21 protein-coding genes are annotated in these 20,892 nt (G+C 67.0%); 20 read left to right on the forward strand and 1 reads right to left on the reverse strand.

The annotated features are described in order from the left end of the window. Positions 1-4 precede the first annotated feature (4 nt). Complete coding sequence (locus tag WEB06_15475; GenBank protein ID MEX2557012.1) at positions 5-790, reverse strand: alpha/beta fold hydrolase; 786 nt, start codon at positions 788-790, stop codon at positions 5-7. Positions 791-843: 53 nt separating this feature from the next. Here WEB06_15475 and WEB06_15480 point away from each other — a divergent pair, with 53 nt between their 5' ends. From WEB06_15480 to WEB06_15575, 20 genes are all read left to right on the forward strand, one after another. Beyond that, positions 844-1,734: a hypothetical protein gene (locus tag WEB06_15480; protein MEX2557013.1), complete on the forward strand. Its 891-nt coding sequence runs from the start codon at positions 844-846 to the stop codon at positions 1,732-1,734. Positions 1,735-1,989: 255 nt separating this feature from the next. Continuing rightward, positions 1,990-2,562 (forward strand): hypothetical protein, encoded by a 573-nt coding sequence (locus WEB06_15485; GenBank protein MEX2557014.1) that lies wholly within the window; start codon positions 1,990-1,992, stop codon positions 2,560-2,562. Between the two features lie 30 nt (positions 2,563-2,592). Then, complete coding sequence (locus WEB06_15490) at positions 2,593-3,759, forward strand: acyl-CoA dehydrogenase family protein (GenBank protein MEX2557015.1); 1,167 nt, start codon at positions 2,593-2,595, stop codon at positions 3,757-3,759. Continuing rightward, positions 3,759-4,907, forward strand: a complete 1,149-nt coding sequence (locus WEB06_15495; protein ID MEX2557016.1) for an acyl-CoA dehydrogenase family protein — start codon at positions 3,759-3,761, stop codon at positions 4,905-4,907. The genes WEB06_15490 and WEB06_15495 overlap by 1 nt, the downstream gene beginning before the upstream one ends. Further along, complete coding sequence (locus WEB06_15500) at positions 4,904-5,245, forward strand: VOC family protein (GenBank protein MEX2557017.1); 342 nt, start codon at positions 4,904-4,906, stop codon at positions 5,243-5,245. Before WEB06_15495 ends, WEB06_15500 begins: the two co-directional genes overlap by 4 nt. Before the next feature lie 2 nt (positions 5,246-5,247). Further along, positions 5,248-6,003 carry a lysophospholipase gene (locus WEB06_15505; GenBank protein MEX2557018.1) on the forward strand — a complete coding sequence of 252 codons (756 nt, stop codon included), beginning with the start codon at positions 5,248-5,250 and terminating at the stop codon, positions 6,001-6,003. Positions 6,004-6,079: 76 nt separating this feature from the next. Continuing rightward, positions 6,080-6,592: an aerial mycelium formation protein gene (locus tag WEB06_15510; GenBank protein MEX2557019.1), complete on the forward strand. Its 513-nt coding sequence runs from the start codon at positions 6,080-6,082 to the stop codon at positions 6,590-6,592. A 133-nt stretch (positions 6,593-6,725) separates the two neighbouring features. After that, a complete protein-coding gene (locus WEB06_15515) occupies positions 6,726-7,121 on the forward strand; it encodes a response regulator (protein ID MEX2557020.1) in 396 nt (131 codons plus the stop codon). Continuing rightward, positions 7,118-7,873: an HD domain-containing phosphohydrolase gene (locus WEB06_15520; protein MEX2557021.1), complete on the forward strand. Its 756-nt coding sequence runs from the start codon at positions 7,118-7,120 to the stop codon at positions 7,871-7,873. The genes WEB06_15515 and WEB06_15520 overlap by 4 nt, the downstream gene beginning before the upstream one ends. A gap of 197 nt (positions 7,874-8,070) precedes the next feature. Next, on the forward strand, positions 8,071-9,777 hold the full coding sequence (locus tag WEB06_15525; protein MEX2557022.1) for a hypothetical protein: 1,707 nt from the start codon (positions 8,071-8,073) through the stop codon (positions 9,775-9,777). 387 nt (positions 9,778-10,164) lie between these two features. Further along, complete coding sequence (locus WEB06_15530) at positions 10,165-11,973, forward strand: hypothetical protein (GenBank protein MEX2557023.1); 1,809 nt, start codon at positions 10,165-10,167, stop codon at positions 11,971-11,973. Between the two features lie 47 nt (positions 11,974-12,020). Then, positions 12,021-12,758 carry a metallophosphoesterase family protein gene (locus WEB06_15535; protein ID MEX2557024.1) on the forward strand — a complete coding sequence of 246 codons (738 nt, stop codon included), beginning with the start codon at positions 12,021-12,023 and terminating at the stop codon, positions 12,756-12,758. Then, positions 12,755-13,708 (forward strand): asparaginase, encoded by a 954-nt coding sequence (locus WEB06_15540; protein MEX2557025.1) that lies wholly within the window; start codon positions 12,755-12,757, stop codon positions 13,706-13,708. Before WEB06_15535 ends, WEB06_15540 begins: the two co-directional genes overlap by 4 nt. Before the next feature lie 117 nt (positions 13,709-13,825). Beyond that, entirely contained in the window at positions 13,826-14,344 is a 519-nt protein-coding gene (locus tag WEB06_15545; GenBank protein MEX2557026.1) for a helix-turn-helix transcriptional regulator, read from the forward strand. A 108-nt stretch (positions 14,345-14,452) separates the two neighbouring features. Then, positions 14,453-14,908, forward strand: coding sequence for a hypothetical protein (locus WEB06_15550; protein MEX2557027.1), 456 nt, complete (start codon positions 14,453-14,455; stop codon positions 14,906-14,908). Positions 14,909-15,009: 101 nt separating this feature from the next. Beyond that, positions 15,010-15,999 (forward strand): GNAT family N-acetyltransferase, encoded by a 990-nt coding sequence (locus WEB06_15555; protein MEX2557028.1) that lies wholly within the window; start codon positions 15,010-15,012, stop codon positions 15,997-15,999. 91 nt (positions 16,000-16,090) lie between these two features. Next, complete coding sequence (mshA, locus tag WEB06_15560; protein MEX2557029.1) at positions 16,091-17,371, forward strand: D-inositol-3-phosphate glycosyltransferase; 1,281 nt, start codon at positions 16,091-16,093, stop codon at positions 17,369-17,371. A 30-nt stretch (positions 17,372-17,401) separates the two neighbouring features. Continuing rightward, on the forward strand, positions 17,402-17,959 hold the full coding sequence (locus WEB06_15565) for a GNAT family protein (GenBank protein MEX2557030.1): 558 nt from the start codon (positions 17,402-17,404) through the stop codon (positions 17,957-17,959). Positions 17,960-17,964: 5 nt separating this feature from the next. Next, positions 17,965-18,414 (forward strand): YbjN domain-containing protein, encoded by a 450-nt coding sequence (locus tag WEB06_15570; GenBank protein MEX2557031.1) that lies wholly within the window; start codon positions 17,965-17,967, stop codon positions 18,412-18,414. Between the two features lie 782 nt (positions 18,415-19,196). Further along, positions 19,197-20,861, forward strand: coding sequence for a hypothetical protein (locus WEB06_15575; protein ID MEX2557032.1), 1,665 nt, complete (start codon positions 19,197-19,199; stop codon positions 20,859-20,861). The last annotated feature ends 31 nt before the right edge of the window (positions 20,862-20,892 follow it).

Below are 20,892 nucleotides of genomic sequence, written 5' to 3' on the forward strand. Positions count from 1 at the left end.
TGCGTCAGTTGGCTCGCAGGAACTCCAGGATCACGCGGTTGAACTCCTGCGCGTTCTCGGCGGAGAACGCGTGACCGCCGTCGAGCATCTCGAGCCGCGATCCGGGGATCGACTTGTGCACGATCTCGGCAAGTTCTGGCGGAACCATGAAGTCCCGCCGCGCGCCCATCACGAGCGTCGGCGCTTCGACTTGTGCGAGCTGCTCGCGCGTGTCGTGGGCGTGAACGGCCGCGATCTGGTTGGCGAACGTGTCCGGCGGGGGCGGCTCCGCGAGGATCAGCTGCTCGATCGTCGCGACCACGTCGGGCTGGTTGATGATCATGTTCGGGGTGAACAGCCACAGCAGCACGGACCGCGCGAACGCCTCGCGATCGAACTCGGTGGCCATGTGGCCCATCTCGCCGAGCCGCTCGAGCCACTGGTTCGGATGACACCAGGTCGCGGCCAGCGTCAGCGAGCGGATCCGCTCCGGCACCTTGAGCGCGACGTGCTGCGCGATCGCGCCGCCCATCGAGATCCCGAGCACGTGCGCGCGCTCGATCCCCGCGTCGTCGAGCACGGCGATCGCGTCGGTCGCCATCTGCTCCATCGTGTACGGACCGGGCGGACTCGACGACCGGCCGACCCCGCGGTTGTCGAACGTGATGCAGGTGTAGTGGGGAGCGAACGCGGCCGTCTGGAGGATCCACATCCGGGCGTCCGACAGGAACCCCATGATCATCAGCAGCGGGTCGCCCTGACCGGTGAGGTCGTAGGCGATATCGGCGTCTCCGGATCGAACCATCGGCATGGGGGTACCTCCTCGGGAAGGTGACTCTACCGGGCGGCGTTACAGTGGGAGAAATGACCGCAGGCGCCGTCGCGCTCCGCTCCGCCGCCGCCCTGGTGCGGCCGCTCCCGCGCGCCGTTTTCCGGCTGACGGGGGAGCGTCCGCTCGCGTACTTGCAGGACGTGCTGGCGCAGGAGGTCGCCGGGCTCGTGCCCGGCCGGGGTGCGCTGGCCGTCGCGCTCTCGCCCAAGGGCCGCATCTCTGCGGAGGTGCGCGTGCTTCCGATGCTGGGCGGCGCGATCCTGCTCGACGCAGAGCCCGAGGCGCGCGCGGGCATCGAGGAGCGGATCGGCCGCCACGCGGGCCTCGCCGGTTGCGAGCTCGAGCCGATCGACGTGCCGGTCGCCGCCTTGCGAGGCCCGCTCGCCGACGAGGCGCTCGCCGCCGCCGGGATCCCGGTTCCCCACCGCGGAGAGGCGATGTTCGTCGAGCGCGACGGCTTCCTCGTCGTTCGGGTGGTGTGGGGTGTGCCCGGCGTCGATCTGTTCGGCGAGCCGCCGGCCGTAGACGCTCCCGCTGCATCCCTCGAGGAGCTCGACGTCGCTCGCGTCGAGGCCGGCCGTCCGCGCTTCGGGCGCGACGTGAGCGAGGAGGTGTTGGTCAACGAGACGCCTCTGCTCGATCACGCGGTCGCGTCGGACAAGGGCTGCTACCCCGGTCAGGAGTCGGTCGCGCGAGTGCGCAACCTCGGCGGGGTCCGCCGCGTGCTCCGAGGATTGCGCGCGGCCGGCGCGTTGCGTGAGGGAGCCGAGGTTCGCACGGACGCCGGGGTCGCCGGTGCGATCTCGAGCGCCGCACCGCTCCCGGACGGAGGCAGCGCCGCGATCGCGCTCCTTCGATCCGAGGTCGAGCCGGGCGACGACGTGGACGCGGACGGCGTGGCGGCGACCGTCACTGCGATCTGACGAAAGACCGGAAGGCGGCGACCGTCCCGGCCGCCGCCTTCCTCCCGTGTGGGGACGGGGATTCGTTCAAGCTCTGCGGGTGGCTCGAGGGCTGTGGCCGACGATACGCGCTTGGGATGGAGCGTCAATTCTGCGCAATACGAGAAGAATGCGTCGGTCGCAGCCCGTTGTGCTTGCCCGGCTCATTCGTTATCCAATGGGCGTTCACGGATTGCGGATGCTTGACCCACGCGACGTGTCGAGGAGACTGAGCGGATGCGGACGACGATGACATCGCGGCGCCGGGTCGTCGCGGGGATCTTTCTGGCCGCGATCGCCGCGATCGGGCTCGGTTTCTTCCTCACCCGGAACGACGGGGGGAGTGCGGTGCTCGGCAGCAAGGTAACGCGGTGCCGGACTGCCGACGGAACGGACGTGAGCGGGGCTCGCCGCCTGACCGCTGAGAACGCACCGTTGACCGTCACGGTGTCGGGTGGCCGGGTGACCGCCGTACTCGCGCCGGCGTCCAAGATCGAGCCCGGCTCGCCGAAGGAGCACCCCGCAGCGTCGTTCACGATCGGACGGCCGGAGATCTCCGCCGGCAAGCTCATCGCCGACGTCGCGATCCGTAACTTGACCGATTGCCCGGCGCAGATGGGTGGGGCGACAGCCGTCGCCTGGCGAAGCGGATCAGGCGCGGTCTCGTCCCCGATCCTCTTCGGCGCTTCGGATCGTGTCGTCGTTACTGCCGGGCAAGGCACGGACGGGAGCTTCTCGATGCAGATCGATGGAGACGGAACGTACGAGATCTCCGCTTCGACCGAGACGCAGTTCGGCCAGGTTCGCTAACCCCCGCCCGGCGTTCTATCATCCGCGGAAATGCCTGCCGCGGCACCCACGATCGTCTCCTCATTCTTCACCCCGGAGCATGACGCGCTCCGCGCTACCATCCGATCTTTCGTCGAGCGCGAGCTCCAGCCTCACGCAGAGGAATGGGAGCGCGAAGGCAACTTCCCCGACTGGGTCTTCACCAAGATGGGCGACGCGGGCCTACTGGGCCTTTCCTACCCCGAGGAGTACGGCGGTTCGGGCGGGGATCACATCTCGAGCCTCGTGCTGAAGGAAGAGATGGCGCGCTGCGGCTCCGGCGGCGTGGGGATGGCGGTGGCCGTGCAGACCGACATGGCGACGCCGCCGGTCTTGAAGTTCGGGACCGAGAAACAGAAGCAGGAGTGGCTGGTTCCGGCGATCAAGGGAACGAAGATCGCCTGTCTCGGCATCACCGAGCCGAACGCGGGATCGGACGTCGCCAACATCGAGACGACCGCGGTTCGCGACGGCTCCGACTGGGTCGTCAACGGCCTCAAGATCTTCATCACGAACGGATGTCGCGCGCACTTCTGCACGCTCGTCGCGCGAACCGACAAGCCGAGCGGCTACCACGGCTTCAGCCTCTTCCTCGTTCCGACGGACACGCCGGGTTGGCAGGTGACACGCCGGCTCGACAAGCTCGGCATGCACTCGTCCGACACCGCCGAGATCGTGATGGAGGACATGCGCCTTCCGGCCGACGCGCTGCTCGGCGAGGAGGGGAAGGGCTTCTACCAGATCATGTGGGAGCTGCAGGGCGAGCGTCTCGTCGCCGCGGCCGGAGCGGTGGCCGGCTCGCAGCTGTTGCTGGAACGGTGCATCCAGTACGCGAAGGAGCGCCACGCGTTCGGTCGCCCGATCGGAGCGAACCAGGTGATCGCCCACCGCCTCGCTGAGATGGCGACCGAGATCGAGGCAGCTCGCGCGCTGGTCTACGATGCGGTCTGGAAGTTCAACAAGGGCGAGTACCCGGTCAAAGAGACCACGATGTGCAAGCTCTACACGGGTCTGGTCATCAACCGCGTCACGAACAGCGCGATGCAGATCTTCGGCGGCGCGGCGTACCTGATGGACGTGCCGATCCAGCGCGCCTGGCGCGACTCGCGACTGATCCGGATCGGCGGCGGCGCAGACGAGGTCATGCGCGAGATCCTGGCCAAGATGCGAGGACTCTGATGGCCGACACGCGCTACGAGTTGTTCACGGAGGAGCACGACGCGCTCCGGGCTTCCGTGCGCGACTTCGTCGGCCGCGAGATCCGGCCCAACGTCGAGGAGTGGGAGGCGCAGCGCGACTTCCCGCGCTCGCTCTACGAGCGCGTCGGGGAGCTCGGACTCTTCGGCCTCAAGTACGAGGAGGAGTACGGCGGCTCCGGGCCCGACCTGATCGCCGACGCCGTTGTGACCGAGGAATTCACGCTGTGCGGCGCCGGCGGGGTAGCGGCCGGTCTCGGCGCGCACAAGGACCTCGGGTCCTACTACGTCTACCGGTTCGGGAACAACGATCAGCGTAAGGAATGGCTGGTCCCCTCGATCCGCGGCGAGCTGATCTCCGCGCTGGCGGTGACCGAGCCCGGCGCCGGATCGGACGTCGCGTCGATCGTCACGCGCGCCGTCAAGGACGGCGACTCGTACATCCTGAACGGCCAGAAAGCGTTCATAACCAACGGGTCCAAGGCCGACTACGTGGTCGTCGCCGTCCGGACCGGCGGCGAGGGATACTCCGGGATCTCGCTGATCGTCGTCGACAAGGACACGCCCGGCTTCCGAACCAACCGCATGCAGACCGTCGGATGGTGGACCTCGCACACCGGCGAGCTCTTCTTCGACGACTGCCGCGTCCCCGCGGAAAACCTGCTCGGCGAGGAGGGCCAGGGCTTCGTCTACATCATGAAGAACTTCCAGTGGGAGCGGGTCGTCATGGCGCTCGGCGCCGTCGCCGCCGCGGAGAAGACGCTCGAGCTCGGCATCGAGTACGGCAAGGAGCGCAAGGCGTTCGGCCGTCCGATCGCCAAGTTCCAGGTGTGGCGCCATCGGTTCGCCGACCTCGAGACCGAGATCCATGCCGCGCGCTGCCTGACCTACCACGCGCTCCGCAAGATGATGGCCGGCGAGGACGCATTGCGCGAAGTGTCGATGGCGAAGTGGCTCGCCTGCGAACTGGACTGGAAGGTTGCCGACGAGGTGCTCCAGATCCACGGCGGATACGGCTACATGATGGAGTTCCCGATCCAACGCGCGTGGCGCGACTCGCGCCTCGGCCCGATCGGCGGCGGCACGACCGAGATCATGAAAGAGATCATCTCGAAGACCTACGGCCTATGACCATCCACATCGTCCTCGACTGCGCCGACCCGGAAAAGCTCGGTGAGTTCTGGTCGAAGGCCCTCGGCTACACGGTCTCCGGTTACGCCGAGCAGTGGGGGATGCTCAAAGGACCCAACGACGGTGAGGTCCTCCTCCTCCAGCGCGTTCCGGAACGGAAGGCCGGAAAGAACCGCATGCACATCGACATCATCGCCTCCGACATCGAAGCGAAGGCGAAGGAGCTGGAGGCCCTGGGTGCCGAGCGCCTCGGCGACGCGCCGGCCGGCCAGTTCGGCATGACCTGGATCACGATGGCCGATCCCGAAGGCAACGAGTTCTGCGTCTGTCAGGAGTGAGCATGATCCCCCCGGTCACGACGAAGCAGCCCGACGGCAAAGCGGCCGGCACCGTCCTCATCGTGCACGGCCTCGCCGAGCATCGCGGCCGGTACGCGTACGTGCAGCAGAAGCTCGCCGACGCCGGGTACGTGTCGCACGCCATCGACCTTCGCGGCCACGGCGAAGCCGAGGGCTTCCCCGGCAAGATCGGCTCGCCGGACGAATGGCTCGACGACGTCGAGGCAGGGATCTCGTTGGCGACCGGAGACGGCCCGCTGTTCCTATTGGCTCACTCCATGGGGACGCTTCCGGCACTCGCGTATCTCGGCGAGCGGAACCAGGGTGGCATCCGCGGTGTCGTGCTGTCCGCGTGTCCGATCTCGCCGGGGCAAGCGACGCTCGATTCGCTGGCCGACCCCGAGGCCCCCGGCATCCCCCCGGAGACCGTATCCCGCGACCCCGAGGTGGTGCGCGCCTACGCCGAAGACCCACTCGTCTTCAACGCGAACGTTCCGCCGGAGTGCACCGCGGCCGTCATGCTCGTCTCGCAGCGCGCTTACGCCGCGGCGGGCGTCGTCAACGTGCCCGCGCTGCTCGTCCACGGCGGCGACGATCCGATCGCCGACGCATCCGGCTCGCAGGATCTGCTCGATGTCCTTGCGAGCGACGACAAGAGATTGAAGATCTACGACGGGCTGTTCCACGAGGTCTTCAACGAACCCGAGCGCGACGAAGTGCTCGGCGACGTCGTCGACTGGCTCGACGCGCATCGCTGATCACGAAGATTGTCCGGCTTCGACCGCTCTCGGATTCCCATGGAGATGGCGTCCGCGCGAGGAGGGGCCTAGCATGATGGCGATGCAGAACGGGAACCGCCGGTCCGACCGGATCCTCGACCCCTCGTATCTGGAGGGCCTCGACGGCCTCGACGAGGAGCGCCTCCGCGCCATGCGCGAGGAGTGCGAGGAAGAGGAAGGCGTCCTCTCCTACGAACGGAGCCTGATCCACAGCCGGCTCTCGATCCTGGGGGCCGAGCAAGCCCGGAGGGCGGACGGCGGCCCTTCGGGATCCTTGGTCGACCGCCTCCCGGAGATCCTCGCCGGCCACGGGCCGGCGAGCCATCGCGGATCCTTCCCGAAGCTGGAAGCGCCGGCCATGTACGAGACGCCCCGACGCCGAGTCGAGAAACTCGTCAACGATGACACGCTGGCGCGTTTGCCCGAGCTGCCCGATGAAGAACTTCGGTCGATCATCGACACGCTCGAGGCGACCGAGAGTGAGGTTTCTGCGGCACGGCACTCCATCCAAGTCGTGCTCGACAGGCTCATCGAAGAGCTCGGTCGTCGCCTCGCTCCGCGTACGTAGCCCGCGCATCCCGGGCGAACCGTTCCAGACCCCGGCGAATTCCAGGGTCACCGGTTCCTAGCCGGTACGTACTTCGGATCTCCTCCGGAATGACTATGGACGGTCTAGCGCGTCCGGTTGCATAGATATCCCCATGGCAATCTCCGCGGCCCGCGGATCCTCGCACAGGACCCGGGTGATGATCGTGGACGACGATCCCTTGATCCGTGATGTCGTGCGCGCGGTTCTGGAGGACGGCTCGTACGAGCTGGAGGAAGCTGGTTCCGGTGAGGAAGCCCTCCGGCTCGCCGAACAACGTCCGCCCGACGTCGTGCTGCTCGATGTGATGATGCCGGGGATGGACGGCTTCGAGGTCGCCGAGCGGATCAAGGGCGATCCGAAGCTCAAGGCCGCGCTCATCGTGATGCTGACGGCGAAGGACGCGCCCGAGGATCGTCGCCGCGGGATGAAGTGCGGTGCGGACATGTACTTCACGAAACCGTTCAGCCCTCTCGAGTTACTGACGACCCTCAACGGAGCACTGCGATGAGCCAGGAGATCGCCACCGGGTCGACCGATCCGGTGGAAGAGCACCGTCTGCGCGAGCAGCTTCTCGCCTTCGCGCGCGACATCAACGAGGTGTACCGCCGCGAACGCGCGCGGACGGCGGAGCTCGAGCAAGCGCTCGAAGAGCTCGAAGAGTCCTATCTTGCAACCGTAAAGACGCTCGCGTTCGTGGTCGAAGCGAAGGACGTTCATACGCGCTCCCACCTCGATCGCGCCCACGACTACGCGGTGGCGCTCGCGTCCCGCGTCGCCCCAGAGCTCGCCTCCGATCAGACGCTGCGTTACGGGTTCTTCCTGCACGACATCGGCAAGATCGGGATCCCCGAACGGATCCTTTCCAAGCCCGGTCCGCTCACCGACGACGAGTGGGCGATCATGCGGACCCATCCGGTGCTCGGCGCGCAGATCCTTTCTCCGGTCAAGTTCCTGATCCCGGCGCTGCCGATCGTCGAGGCCCACCACGAGAAGTGGGACGGCTCCGGGTACCCGCGCGGGCTCCGCGGCGAGCAGATCCCTCTCGGAGCGAGGATCTTCGCGCTCGTGGACGCGTTCGACGCGATGACGTCCGACCGGCCCTACCGCCGGGCTCTCTCCTTCGAGCAGGCCCTCGATCAGATCAGCTCGTGTGCCGGCACACACTTCGACCCCGAGGTCGTTCGCTCGTTCGTCGAGCTCTGTGAAGACGCAGAGAAGGGTCGCCTCTTCTCCGGCGAAGGCGCTCGGCACGTGAGCTGACGATCCACTTCGCTCGAACTGGACCAACGTCTCGTTCGCGGAACATCGCGTGTGCGTCTTCGATGACCACATGCGCGGGACGCAAGTCCAAAGCTTCGGAAACCTTGAGGTTGACCGGATCGCGCCTCAAGACGCGACTACGTATTCCGATTCCTTAGATCGAGTTCGGTGACGCAGCCGAGTTGATGGGGGCAACGATGCCACTGGGGAACCGCCTGAACGGGCGCAGCACGTCCACGCTTGCTTTCGTGATCGCCGCTCTGATCGCCACGGGGCTTTGGGCTCGATCAACGATCCACTCCGATGAGCCCGCACGCGTCATGGGCGTCACGATCTGGTCGGGGGCGATGAGCTTCCCTTCCGGTTACACCGTCGCGGCCGGCCAGACGGTCGAGCTGAACCCGAACGCGAACACGACCATCGACCTCGGCGGGAACCTGCTCGTCCAGGGAACGCTCCGTTCGTGGCCGGCACCCGGCTTCACGCACGTCATCCGGTTCACGGGCATCACCGAGACGAGCTTCGTGGGCGGCGGCGACGTTCCGCTCGCCTCCGACAAGGGTCTCTGGGTCGCGGGAGCGGGCAACCTCGATCTCAGCGGCACGCCGAAGCTCGCTTGGACCCGCGCGGCCGGGACGTTGGCGAAGGGCGCGACGACGGCGACGCTCTCGGAGGCTGCGGCAGGCTGGCAAGTGGGCGATGAAGTGCTCATCTCGCCGACCGAGAACCCAAACGTTGCAGGATTCTCGACCCACCACGAGATCCGCACGCTTACCTCCGTGAGCGGCTCATCCGTCGGGTTCGCCGCGTTGACCTATCCCCACCCGCAGGTCACGGTGAAGGCGGGGACGACGTACGGGGCCGAGGTGGTCAACCTCACGCGAAACATGCGGATCGAGGGCACCGATATCACGCACCGCACCCATGTCTGGATCAAGTCCTCCAAGCCGCAATCGGTGCGTAACGTGGCGATCCGGTACGTCGGACCGCAGAAGAGCGGGGACACGATCATGGGCCGTTACGGTCTCCACTTCCACCGTTCCGGCGAGGGATCGCGCGGTTCGTTGATCGAGGGTGTCGTCGTGCGTCAGGCCGGAGCCTTCGCCTTCGTCCCCCACGCATCGAACGGCATCACGTTCCGCAACACCGCGGCCTTCGACACCCAGTCGGGGGCATACTGGAACGACCCCGGTGAGGCCGAGAAGCCGAGCGATACCGTCTACGACCGCGCGCTCGCCGGCTACGTGCGGCCCGCGCCGGCCGAGAACCCTTTCCGCACGACGGCGTTCTTCCTGGGCAGGGGCGATGGGAACAAGTGCCTCGGATGCGTGACGTTCGGCGTCCAGGGATCGAAGAACACCTCGGGATTCGGCTGGCCGGAGGGCGAGGTCGGCGTGTGGACCTTCGAGGACTCCGTCGCCCACAACAATCTCCAGGACGGCATCTTCACGTGGCAGAACGGCCCCGCGACCCACACGATCGCGCGATTCGTCGCGTACTACAACGGGAAATCCGGCATCGAGCACGGGGCGTACACCAACTCGTACGCTTATGACGATGTGATCCTGTACGGGAACAAGATCGCTGGTATCCAGCTCCATGCGGAGTCCAAGGCGCCTCCGATGACGAGGATGCAGTTCGCGCGAACATATCTGGACGGAGCAGGGATAACGAAGTACGGCTATCTGCTCGAGCGGCCGACGAACGTGGATCAGCCGCCTGTGCTCGTGTGCCAGAACGTGATCCAGAGCCTGACGGGTCCGATGTACTTCGTGAATTACACGGGAGCGGACGCAACCGTCGCCGAGCGTCTTGAGATCACGGCATCGTGCTCGGGAGCACCCGCGCCCAGCGCCTCGCCGACGCCGACCCCCACCCCGAGTCCCCCTACGGGTTCACGTTGAAGCGCGGTCCGCCTCAGCAGTGGCGGAGCGTCTCAACATCAAGTCCGTCTGTTGGCGCGCTCGTGCGATCCGACGGGGTCACGCGCGATACGGACAAGGGGTACAGCTGTACGGCAACGGCACGAATGATGCGCTCGTAACGCTACCAAGTCGGCCCAGTTCCGCTCGCGGCTCACATAGGACGCACCGAGACGTCTTCCGCTCTGCGCTACGCAAAGCGCGCGTATCGCGGCTCAACAAAAGTCGATGCGCGGCCGATACAAACCTGCCGGTGGTGAGGCCGAGCAGGTGATGAACCGCTGCGGCCTTCAGCCGTGATCGTTCTCCACCGGCCGACCATCGCCTCCCGACACAACGGTTCCGTCGATCGAGCACTGGGGGAGATCGATGCGTCCACGGGGAAACGCGTTCCGCTTTCTGCTCGGCGTCGTCGTTCGTGCTTCGTTCGTCATCGCCTTGGTATTGGGCCTCTTCACGTCGGCGATGCTCATCTCAGCGGAAACGCTGACCACCTTGTCCGGCTCGGTGAGTCTTACGGCAGGCCGCACGATCGCGGCCGGCGAAACGCTCGAGCTTGCTCCCGACGTCGACACGACCATCACGCTCGGCGGAAACCTGATCGTACAGGGCACGTTGCGGTCCAAGCCGGCGCCCGGCGTGACGCACGTGATCCGTTTCATCGGGATCGACGAGTCGAAGTTCGTCGGTGGAGGCAACGAACCCGTTGCCTCCGACGTCGGCCTTTGGGTTACGGGCGAAGGCAAGCTCGATCTGTCTGGCCCCGAGAAACTGGCATGGACGCGGGCTGCGGCGAGTCTTCCGGCCGGTGCCACGAGCGCCGTGCTCGAAGCCGTTCCCGCGGGGTGGCAGGCAGGAGATGAGATCCTGGTCGCGCCAACCGAGGCTCCGAACGTCGCCGGCTTCTCGACGCATCACGAGGTCCGGACGCTGACCTCGGTGAGCGGGTCGACGGTTGGATTCGGAAGCTTGTCATTCGCGCATCCCCGCGTGACGGTGAAACCGGACGTTTCGTACGGGGCGGAGATAGTGAATCTCACCCGCTCCGTCCGGATCGAGGGCCAGGATGCGACGCATCGCACGCACGTGTGGATCAAGTCCGGCGTGCCGCAATCGATCCGCAACGTGGCGATCCGTTACGCCGGGCCCCAGAAGGGCTCGCCTGCCGAATCGGTTTTGGGGCGCTACGGCCTCCACTTCCACCGGATGGGAGAAGGGTCGGGCGGCTCGCTCGTCGAGGGTGTCGTCGTCCGGCAGACCGGTGGACCCGGATTCGCCGTTCATGCCTCGAACGGCGTGACGTTGCGGAAAACGGTCGCTCACGACATCCAAAGCGTCGCCTACTGGTACGACCCCGGCGCCACGGAGGCTCCGAACGATACGCTTTATGACGGCGCGCTCGCCTCCCATGTCAGACCGACTCCCAAGCAGGGATCCGCTCACCGGCTGACGGCCTTCTTGCTGGGGCGTGGTACCGGAAACGCTTGCCTGGGATGCGTCGCATTCGGCGTCCAGGGAGGAAAGAACGCAAGCGGATTCAGTTGGCCGGAGGGTGAGGTGGGCATCTGGCGGTTCGAAGATGTACTCGCCCACAACAACGCTCGCAACGGCATATTCGTGTGGCAGAACGCGACCGGCGGGCACTTCGTCGACCGGTTCACCGCCTACTACAACGGGTCCGCGGGGATCGAGCACGGCGCGTACACCAACGCGTATCACTACCGTGACAGCGTGCTCTACGCGAACAAGTCGGCTGGCGTCATCCTCTACGCTGCCTCATCCAACCAGGCTCCGCCCCTGTCGTTCGAACGGCCCTACATCGACGGCGGAGGCATCACATCGAACGCCGTTCTCCTTGCGAAGCCGACCAACTTGGACCAACCGCCGACGCTTTGGTGCGGAGCAACGATCCTCGGTCTCAAAGCCGTCCCCTTCCTGGTGGGCTACACCGGCGCGGACGCCACGATCGTCGAGCGGCTCCTCATCCTGCCGGTGTGTCCGAGTGATCTGTCGCCGGACGAACCTTCCGTGCCGGTCCCGCCGCCTCCGTCGCCGCGAGGTGCGAAGAGCACTGCGCCTTCGCAGGGGCCATCGGCTCCGGCGAACCCGCCGCCGGCTCCGAGTCCGTCGGCCGCGCCGGGCCGCGGCGGAACGCCGCCGCCCAAGCAAGGGCGATAGCCGGACGAACTCTTCGACCCGCTCCGCGCTTGCGCCGGTGCGTGATAATGCTCGCCGTGCGCGTGGCGGTGATGTCCGACGTCCACTCCAACCTGGAGGCACTCGACGCCGTTCTGGCGGCCGCCGACGAGCAGGGCTGTGACCGGTTGCTGGTGCTCGGCGACCTGGTCGGCTACGGGGCCGATCCGGATGCCGTCATCGCCCGTTTGGTCGAGCGGGGTGCCGTAGCCATCGCCGGGAACCACGACCTCGCGGCGATCGGCCGATTCGACGCCACCTGGTTCAACGAAGTGGCCTCCTCGGCGATCGCGTGGACCGCCGAGACCATGTCCGCCGACACCCGAGCGTTCCTGGCCGAGCTCGAGCCACGCCGGGACGAGCCCGACGCGCTGCTCGTGCACGGCTCGGTCCGCGATCCGGCGGCCGAATATCTCCTGACCCTCGAGGACGCAAAGGCAAGCTTCGAGCTGGGTGACTTCGCGGTCGCATTCTTCGGTCACACCCACCTCCCGTCGATCTTCCGAAGCGACGAGCGCGGCCGGGTCGACGGAAGGATCCTTCCCGAGGGATCACCGATCGATCTCGAGCCCGGCGCGCGATACATGCTGAACCCCGGCAGCGTCGGACAGCCTCGCGACCGTGACCCTCGCGCCGCGTTCATCGTGTGGGAGGACGGCCGGGTGCTCGGCCACCGTGTCGCGTATCCGATCGAGAAAACCGCCGCCAAGATCAACGCCGCCGGGTTACCGCGCTGGTTGGCCGACCGCCTTTCGCTCGGCGAATGAGCTCCGGGGAGCCGTTCGTCGTCGAGGTCGATCGCTCGGGCCTGATCGAGAGCATCCACCTCGTCGACGTCGCCGTGGCCGGCTCGAACGGCAAGCTCGTCGCGTGGGCCGGCGAACCCGACACCGTTGCGTACCTCCGCTCCTCCGCCAAGCCGATCCAGACGCTGGCCTGCCTCGAGAGCGGATGGCGAGCGCCCGGAACCGAGCAGGTGGCGGTCGCCTGCGCCTCCCACAACGGCGAGCCGCGCCACGTCGAAGCGATCCGCGTCACGCTCTCCGCGGCCGGGTTCTCCGAGGACGCGCTGCGATGCCCGGCGGCCTGGCCGTTCCGCCCGGAGGACGCCGCGGCCGTCAACGGTTCCGCCCCGATCCTGCACAACTGCTCCGGAAAGCACGCCGCGATGCTCGCGACCGCCAAGGAGAACGGCTGGACGCTCGAAGACTATCGCGCGGCCGAGCACCCGATGCAGCGTGCGGTCGCGACCCAGGTCGAGCGCCTCGCCGGCGCTTCCGTTCGACACACCGGCGTCGATGGCTGCGGCGTGCCCACGTTCGCCTTGTCGCTCACCGAGTCGGCTCGCCTCTTCGCCCGGCTGGCCGAAGACGGACGTGATGTGCTCGACGCGATGGCAGATCACCCGTTCCTCGTGGCGGGAACCGGCCGGCTCTGCACCGCGGTGATGAGCGCGCGTCCCGGCGTCGTGATCAAGATCGGTGCCGAGGGACTCTCGTGCGGCGTTCTCCGCGACCAGGGCCTCGCGTTCGCGTTGAAAGCCCGTGACGGCACGCAGCGGGCGCGCGACATCGCGACCGTGGCGACCCTGAAAGTGCTCGGATCCATCGACGACGACGTGCCGGAGATGCTTGCTCCGCACGCGGCTCCTGCCGTCCTGGGCGGGGGGGAACCCGCCGGCTCGATCCGGTGCACGGGCGTTCTGGAACGAGCCTGAGCAGGGCGTTCGCAGCCTGCTAACGGGTGCTTGCTCCCAGCTTGCAGCAGTCCCTCTTTGACGCTAGCCTGACCCGCGTGACCGGAGGCAGTGGCGAACCGGTGCAGGGGGCGATAGGTGAAGGTGCGAGAGCTCGGACGCTTCATCCGTGACCAGCGAGGCGCGTCGCGCCTCTCGCTGCGCAGGCTCTCGAAGCTGGCGGGGATATCCAACCCCTATCTCTCACAGATCGAGCGCGGCCTCCGCCGCCCGAGCGCCGAGATCCTCCAGGCGATCGCGAAAGCGCTGCGCATCTCGGCCGAGACCCTCTACATCAAGGCCGGCATCCTCGAGGAGCGCACCGACACCGCGAACCTCCCGGCCGTCATCCGCCGCGACGAGTCGCTGACGGCAACCCAGAAGCAGCTCTTGCTCGACGTCTACCAAAGCTTCCAGGCCGGCGCGGAGCCGCGACGAACCCCGGTACGAAAGGTAGCCGCCGCGAAGAAGCCCCGCGCGGCTTCACCGAAAGTTAAGACGAAGGCCAAGCCCAAGCCCAAGCCCAAGACGACGACCCGGCCCCGCGGTGCGGGGAAGGGAAAGGCGGCCCCGAAGCGAGCGACGCGAGCGCGCCGCACCACACGGAGGACCGCGTGACGACCTCGGCGGGAGGGCGGAGACACAGGCTCTCTGTGGCCCTCACCCGGCTCCCCTTCGCCCTCCCGCCTCAAACGTCGATCTCGTTCGGGAAGGGGGTGTAAGAGTATGAGTACGGCGAAGAAGGCGCTCTACGCTGCGGTCGGTGCCGGTGATCTGGCGCTCGAACAGGCGAAGGGCATTTCGAAGCGGGTCACGAGCCTCCCGACGCAGATCGTCGACTCGGCGAAGGACATCCGAGAGCTGCCCTCCAAGGCGGCATCGCTTCCACGCAAGTCCACGGAGCGCGCGACGTCCGTCGTGAAGTCGACACGAACCCGCTTGGAGAAGCGTACGAGTGGTCTGCGCAAGCAGACGACGAAGACGTACAAGGATCTCACCAAGCGCGGTGAGAAGCTCGTCAAGCGCGTCCAGCGCGCGGCGCCGACGAAGCGTGCGATCGAGCAGACGAAAGTTGCTCGTTCCCGCGTGAAGGCGGCGACGACGTCGGTGCGCAAGGCGGTGAAGGCGGACGCTACGGCGGTCGCTTCCGCGGCCGAGACGGTCGTCGAACAGGCCGGCTGAGCACCGCACGAGAACGGAGAAGAGCCCGGCATAAAGCCGGGCTCTTCTTTCGTTCAGACCCGGCGATGGCTCCGAAAGCCCCTGCTACGCTTGCCCGCGCGATGCGCACGGTCGTCCATGATGATCCTTCAGCGTTCTCGGAGCTCGTCCGCCCGTGGCGCGAGCTTGTCGAGAAGGACCCTGCGGCGAGTGTGTTCCAAACCCCGCAATACCTCGACGTCTGGTGGGCCGAGTTCGGCGCAGGTCGCGCGCTTCGCGTCGTGGAAGTGCTCGAAGGCGAGACGCTCCGAGGCATCGTGGGTCTGGTTGTGTCGGAGGACGGCCTCGTCTCCTTCGCGGGCGATCACGACACGACCGATTACCGCGGCCCGGTGTCGACGCCCGAGGATCGCGACGCGGTGGCCGTCGCCGTGCTGAACGCGGTCGACGGCGACGCGTGGCAGACGTTCGAGATGGACGGCCTCGCCGGAGACTCCGGATGGCCCGAAGCATTCGCGCGCGCGGCGAAGGCCGCTGCCTACGACGTCGGCGAAGGACAGACCGATGCGTGTCCACGCGTAGCCATCCCGGGTTCGTACGACGCCTATCTCGCCTCGCTCTCCGGGAAACTGCGCCATGAGATCAATCGGAAGGCTCGTCGACTTGAACGAGACGCCGGGCCGTACACCGTCCGGCTTGCAACCGAGCAGACCCTCGACGACGACCTCGAGGCCTTCTTCGAGATGCATCGTTCCTCCGACGGGCCGAAGGGCCGATTCATGCACGACGGCATGGCGACCTTCTTCGGCTCGTTCGCCTGGATGCTTTTCTCGCAAGGGTGGTTGCGGTTGGCCCTCTTGGAGATCGGGGGCGAACCCTGGGCCGGCGTGTACGCGTTCCGATCCTGGAACGATTGGGACGTCTGGAACTCGGCGTTCGACCATCGTCGGCGCGAGCTCTCTCCAGGGATGGTCCTGATGGGGGAGTGCATCCGGCTCGCGGCCGCGGAGGGGTGTACGACCTTCGACTTCCTTCGGGGCACCGAGCCCTACAAGTACCGCTTTGGGGCCGTGGACGAGCCTCTGATCAGGCTCGAGGTTCGGCGCGGGTAGGGTACGGGAACATCCCGAGGCCTCCCTGCGTTCGACCGAACGCACGGACGGATGAGCCGGAGGGCAGCTTTTGCAAGAGATACGCGGGACGATGCCGCGCGAGGCCCCGAGCCGGGTCGAACGGGTCGCGCTCGTCAGCGTCCACACGTGTCCGTTGGACCAGCCGGGGATCGGCGACTCCGGTGGCATGAACGTCTACGTCCGATCGGTCGCGCGCCGGCTCGCCGAGATGGGCGTCGAGGTTGATATCTTCACCCGCGCCGCCGGCCCCGAGCAGCACGTCGTGGACGTCGACCCCGGTGTTCGGGTGGTTCACCTGGAGGCGGGCCCCGACCGTCCGGTTGAGAAAGAGGAACTCCCGAACTATCTCGGTGAGTTCCTCACCTCGATGGTTCGCTTCGATTCCGAGGAGGCAGCGCGCCTCGGCGCGGACACTCCGATCTACGACGTCGTCCACTCGCACTACTGGCTATCGGGATCGATCGGGCGCCGCGCCCGCGAACGCTGGGGCGTCTCGCTCGTTCACTCCTTCCACACGCTCGGCGCCGTGAAGAACCTCACGCTTGCGGAGGGCGAGTCGCCCGAACCTCAGAACCGCATCGCAGGAGAGAAGAAGATCGCCCAGGTCGCCGACTGCATCCTCGCCCCGACGGTGGGAGAGGCGGCCGACCTCGTGAACCTGTACGGAGCCGACCCCCGGCGTGTGCGCGTCGTGGCGCCGGGCGTGGACACGGACGTGTTAACGCCCGGAGACCGCGAGGCTGCGAAAGCCGCGCTCGGCCTGGCCGGACGAGCCGTCGTGCTTTTCGTCGGCAGGCTGCAACCTCTCAAGCAACCCGACGTCGCCGTCCGAGCCATCGCGCGGCTGGCGTCGTCGTCGTCCGGACTCGCTCAACGGCCGACGCTGGTCGTCGTCGGAGGACCGTCGGGCCGAGGCGGCGTGCAACCCGAGTCGCTCACCAAACTTGCCGCAGAGCTCGGCGTGGCCGATCTGGTTCGTCTCGAGGGAACGGTGCCCCACGACGTCATCCCAATCTATTACCGGGCCGCGGATGTGACGCTGATCCCTTCGCGGAGCGAGTCTTTCGGGCTCGTCGCGATCGAATCGAGCGCGTGTGGAACCCCCGTGATCGCCTCGGATGTCGGAGGGCTTCGGGTCGCCGTTCGCGACGACGTAACCGGATGGCTCGTGCCGAGCTTCGCACCGGAGGCGTTCGCCGACGCGCTCGGGCGCGTGCTCGGCGACCCGGTGCACGCGGCGGCGATGGGAACGGCCGGCGCGCGGTTCGCCCGCCGGTTCGACTGGCGACGAGCCTCGATCGACCTGCTCGCGATCTACGAGGATCTGGCGGAGCCCGAACCCGCCGGCTAGAGCCCCGAACGGCGCCCACGCCGAGCCGGCGTGGCCCGCGATACCATGGCCGGGATGCTCAAGGGCAAGCGCGTCACGTTGCGCAGGGTCGAACCGGCCGACTACGAGGCGATCCGGCGGTGGCAGAACGAGCCGACGGTGTTTCGCTGGATGGACTACGTGCGCCCGTTCTCCCTCGCCGACATCAAAGAGTCTGAGGAGCGCGCCGTCGAGGAGGGCCACCCGTTCATCATCGAGGTGGAAGGCCGGGCGATGGGTCGGATCGGGCTCAACAACCTCCGACCCCGCGATCGCATGGCGTCGTTGTACGTCTTCCTCGGAGAGCGGGAGTCGTGGGGAAAGGGCTACGGACACGACGCGTTGATGGCGCTGCTGATCTTCGCGTTCGACGCGCTGAATCTCCGCCAGGTCGAGCTCTGGACGCTCGCGGACAACGACCGAGCCATCCGCATGTACAAGGGATGCGGCTTCGTCGAGGACGGGCGTCTGCGCGATCGCTCGTGGATCGAGGGGAACTACATCGATCACCTCGTGATGAGCATCACCGCTGAAGAATTCGCTCGCGCGCGCGTCGACTACGGCCTCTGACGCCCGTGGCCGATCCGGCCGAGGTCATCGAGGAGTACTTGCGCGACCGCGACATCCGATACGAACGGTCGTCCGAGTCCGACTGGGTCCTCCAGCTCCACGGCGAGAAGAAGCACTCGATCACCGTGCTGCTGGCCCTCCGCGAACGCACCCTCGCGCTGGAATCGTTCTTCATGCGCCGGCCGGCCGAGAACCACGCCGACGTCTACGCCATGCTGTTGCGCGCGAACATGCGGGCGTACGGGATCCGGTTCGCGCTCGACGACGTCGGCGACATCTTCATCGTCACGCGTCTCGCACTCGACGCCGTAACCGATGAAGAGCTCGACCGCCTCTTGGGGGCCGTCCTCACGACCGCCGACGAGATGTTCATGCCGGCTATCGAGGTGGGTTTCGCGTCCTATCTCGCGAGGGATCTCGCGTGGCGCGCGGCGCAAACGCAGACGCCGCGTTGACGAGACCGTTCGAGGCGATCGGCGTGCTCGAAAAAATTCGCACCTGCGACCGGTACGACTCGACCAGGCGTTTTCCCTGTTTTTCCGCGACGACCAGGGGTTTTGCCGTTCTTGACCGGCGAATCGTGGATGGTATCTTTCGCGTGCCCCGAGCGGCCAGAGCGGCCGAGTCAGGGAACCGACTGGGATCACTCCGGGCGGGCTGGCCGTAAGGAGCCCAACCGAGTGGGGGTGCACTGTCGGGCCGGTGGGATAGGCCGTTTCGCTGGTCCGGCGGGTAAACTACCAGAAGGGTAAGCGACCCAAAGCCGAACGTCTGCGGTGGTTACCATAAGGAAACCAAGACGGCTGCGGCAGGTTGCTCGGGGCACTTAGAGTCCGAGAAGCTCGAGGGCTTCGCCAGGCGGGCGCCGCAAGGCGCAACGCGGGCAGAGCCGGTAGGGTCTCTCGGACTCTATGTAATTCACCTCGCACGATAGCCGCGCTCCTTCCGCTTACCTCTTCCTCCTTCTGAATCTCTCTCCCCCAGCGCGGCGCGCTCGCGACGTCCGGGGCGGTCGTCCCATAAAGGCCGTATCGCGCGAAGCGAGTGGGGGAGTCGCGACCGATCCGGTCGTCGTACTCGGGGGGTTACGAAGGATTTAGCCACCGAGGACTACACAGAATGGCCCACGTAGGGCATACCCCTGGGGCCGGGGTCCCAACGACAATCCTCCAAGCGCCAAGTGGTGCGCTCGGTAAATCAGGGCACAGATCGCCCGCGGCCTTATGGAGGGTACGGAATGAAGCGGATCGTCGGTTTTGCCACCGTTCTTATGGTGGCTCTCGTCCTTATCGCCACGCCTGGCTTCGCCGTATCCGGCGTTACGGGCACAGCGTCGACCGACAACACGATCGTCGCGGTCGCGGTCGGCAACACGCCCGTCAGGCTCGGTATCGACCTGGCCGATGTCCTCAATGGGTCGTCGATCAAGTCGGTTTCCAGCCTCATCACCGGCAAGATCGGCTCCGCAACACTGCCGGGCGGCCAAAGCCGGACCGCCACCAAGGCGTCCGAAAGCGGTAAGGAAACCATCCAGCCGGGCACGCAGTCGGTGGCCGGTCTCGGCAGCCTGACGGTAGCCGGCCGCTTCATCCAGAGCACCGTCTCGGCGAGCAAGGTTTCCGCCGTGGTCGACTTCGCTGCGGGCGCGGCCGACGTGCTCGGCGGCCTCGTCGACATCGCCACGATGGACTCCGGCACCACCGCGAGCGTCGACGGGGACTCCTCCTCCGTGCAGCGTCTCCTGACGATCGGCGACGTCAACGTCGGGAACCTCGCGTCGCTGCTCGACAACCTCGGGATCAACCCGCTCGCGATCGCGTGCGATGCGGTTGAAGACGCCGGAGCTGCTCTTGGTATCGGCGCGGTCGTTTCCGACGCGTGCAACCAGCTCAGCGCGGTCGACACCGACATCACGGGCGGCCTCGGCGAGATCGCCGACACCGAGACCGTGATCGGAACGCTCGAAACCCTCCTCGCCGTTCCCTGCGGGCTCCTTCCGGCAGGCACGTGCGACACGGTTCTCGGGCAGATCGACGCGCTTCAGCTCGACATCGATGACATCCAGACCGATGCTCCGGACATCTGCACCACGGCGCTCGCCGCCTTGGGCGACGTGTCCGGCCAGCTCGAGGACATCATCGCCAGCCTCGAGGCCATCGACCTTCTGACCGACATCGACGCCCTCATCGCCCCGATCACCGGTGCTCTGGGTGACGTCGATTCGGCCGGCTCCACGCTGACCGACGCGTGCAACACGCTCGTCGCAACGGTTGAGGGTCTGCTCGACACGGCGGTGTTGTCGCTCGACGGTATCCAAGTCGCAATGGACCTCGTAGCCGACAAGACCCCGACCTCCAGCGTCGCCGGCACCATCGGCGCCTTGAAGATCGGTAGCCTCACGGTGGCCGACTCCGACGACCTCGACGTCGTCCTCGACACGCTGCAGGAAACGATCGATGCGATCGAGACCCAGCTCGGCGGCGTGTTCAGCGCCCTCGGTCTGTCGGGCTTGCCGGTGCCGGAACTGGACGTGCTCGATTTCACGAACGATGATGGCAAGAACGCTGACGGCACGTACTTCGCGAACGGCTCGATGCGGGCCCTGCACTTCGCGATCCCGTCCGCGGTGGTCGACATCCCGGCCAACCTTCCGCTGGACGTGCTGAGCGGGTTCGGTGGCTTCGGCCTCGCATCGTTCAAGGCGGCCGCGGTCAACACCCAGGCCGTGTCGGTTGACGCGGGTGTCTTCACGGGCGAGGCGACGTTCAAGGCCTCGGCTTCTGGCGGCACGGGCGGCGACACGCTCCCGAACACCGGTGTCGCCGGTGCCGGGCTCGCGTTCGCCGGCCTGATCACCCTCGCCGGGGCGCGCGTCCTGCAGCGAGTCAGGAAGTCGATCTAAGCACCAAGCACTGCAGCGAAGAGCCCCCCCC

This window comes from Actinomycetota bacterium, assembly GCA_040905475.1.
In the GTDB taxonomy this organism is placed as follows: domain Bacteria; phylum Actinomycetota; class AC-67; order AC-67; family AC-67; genus DATFGK01.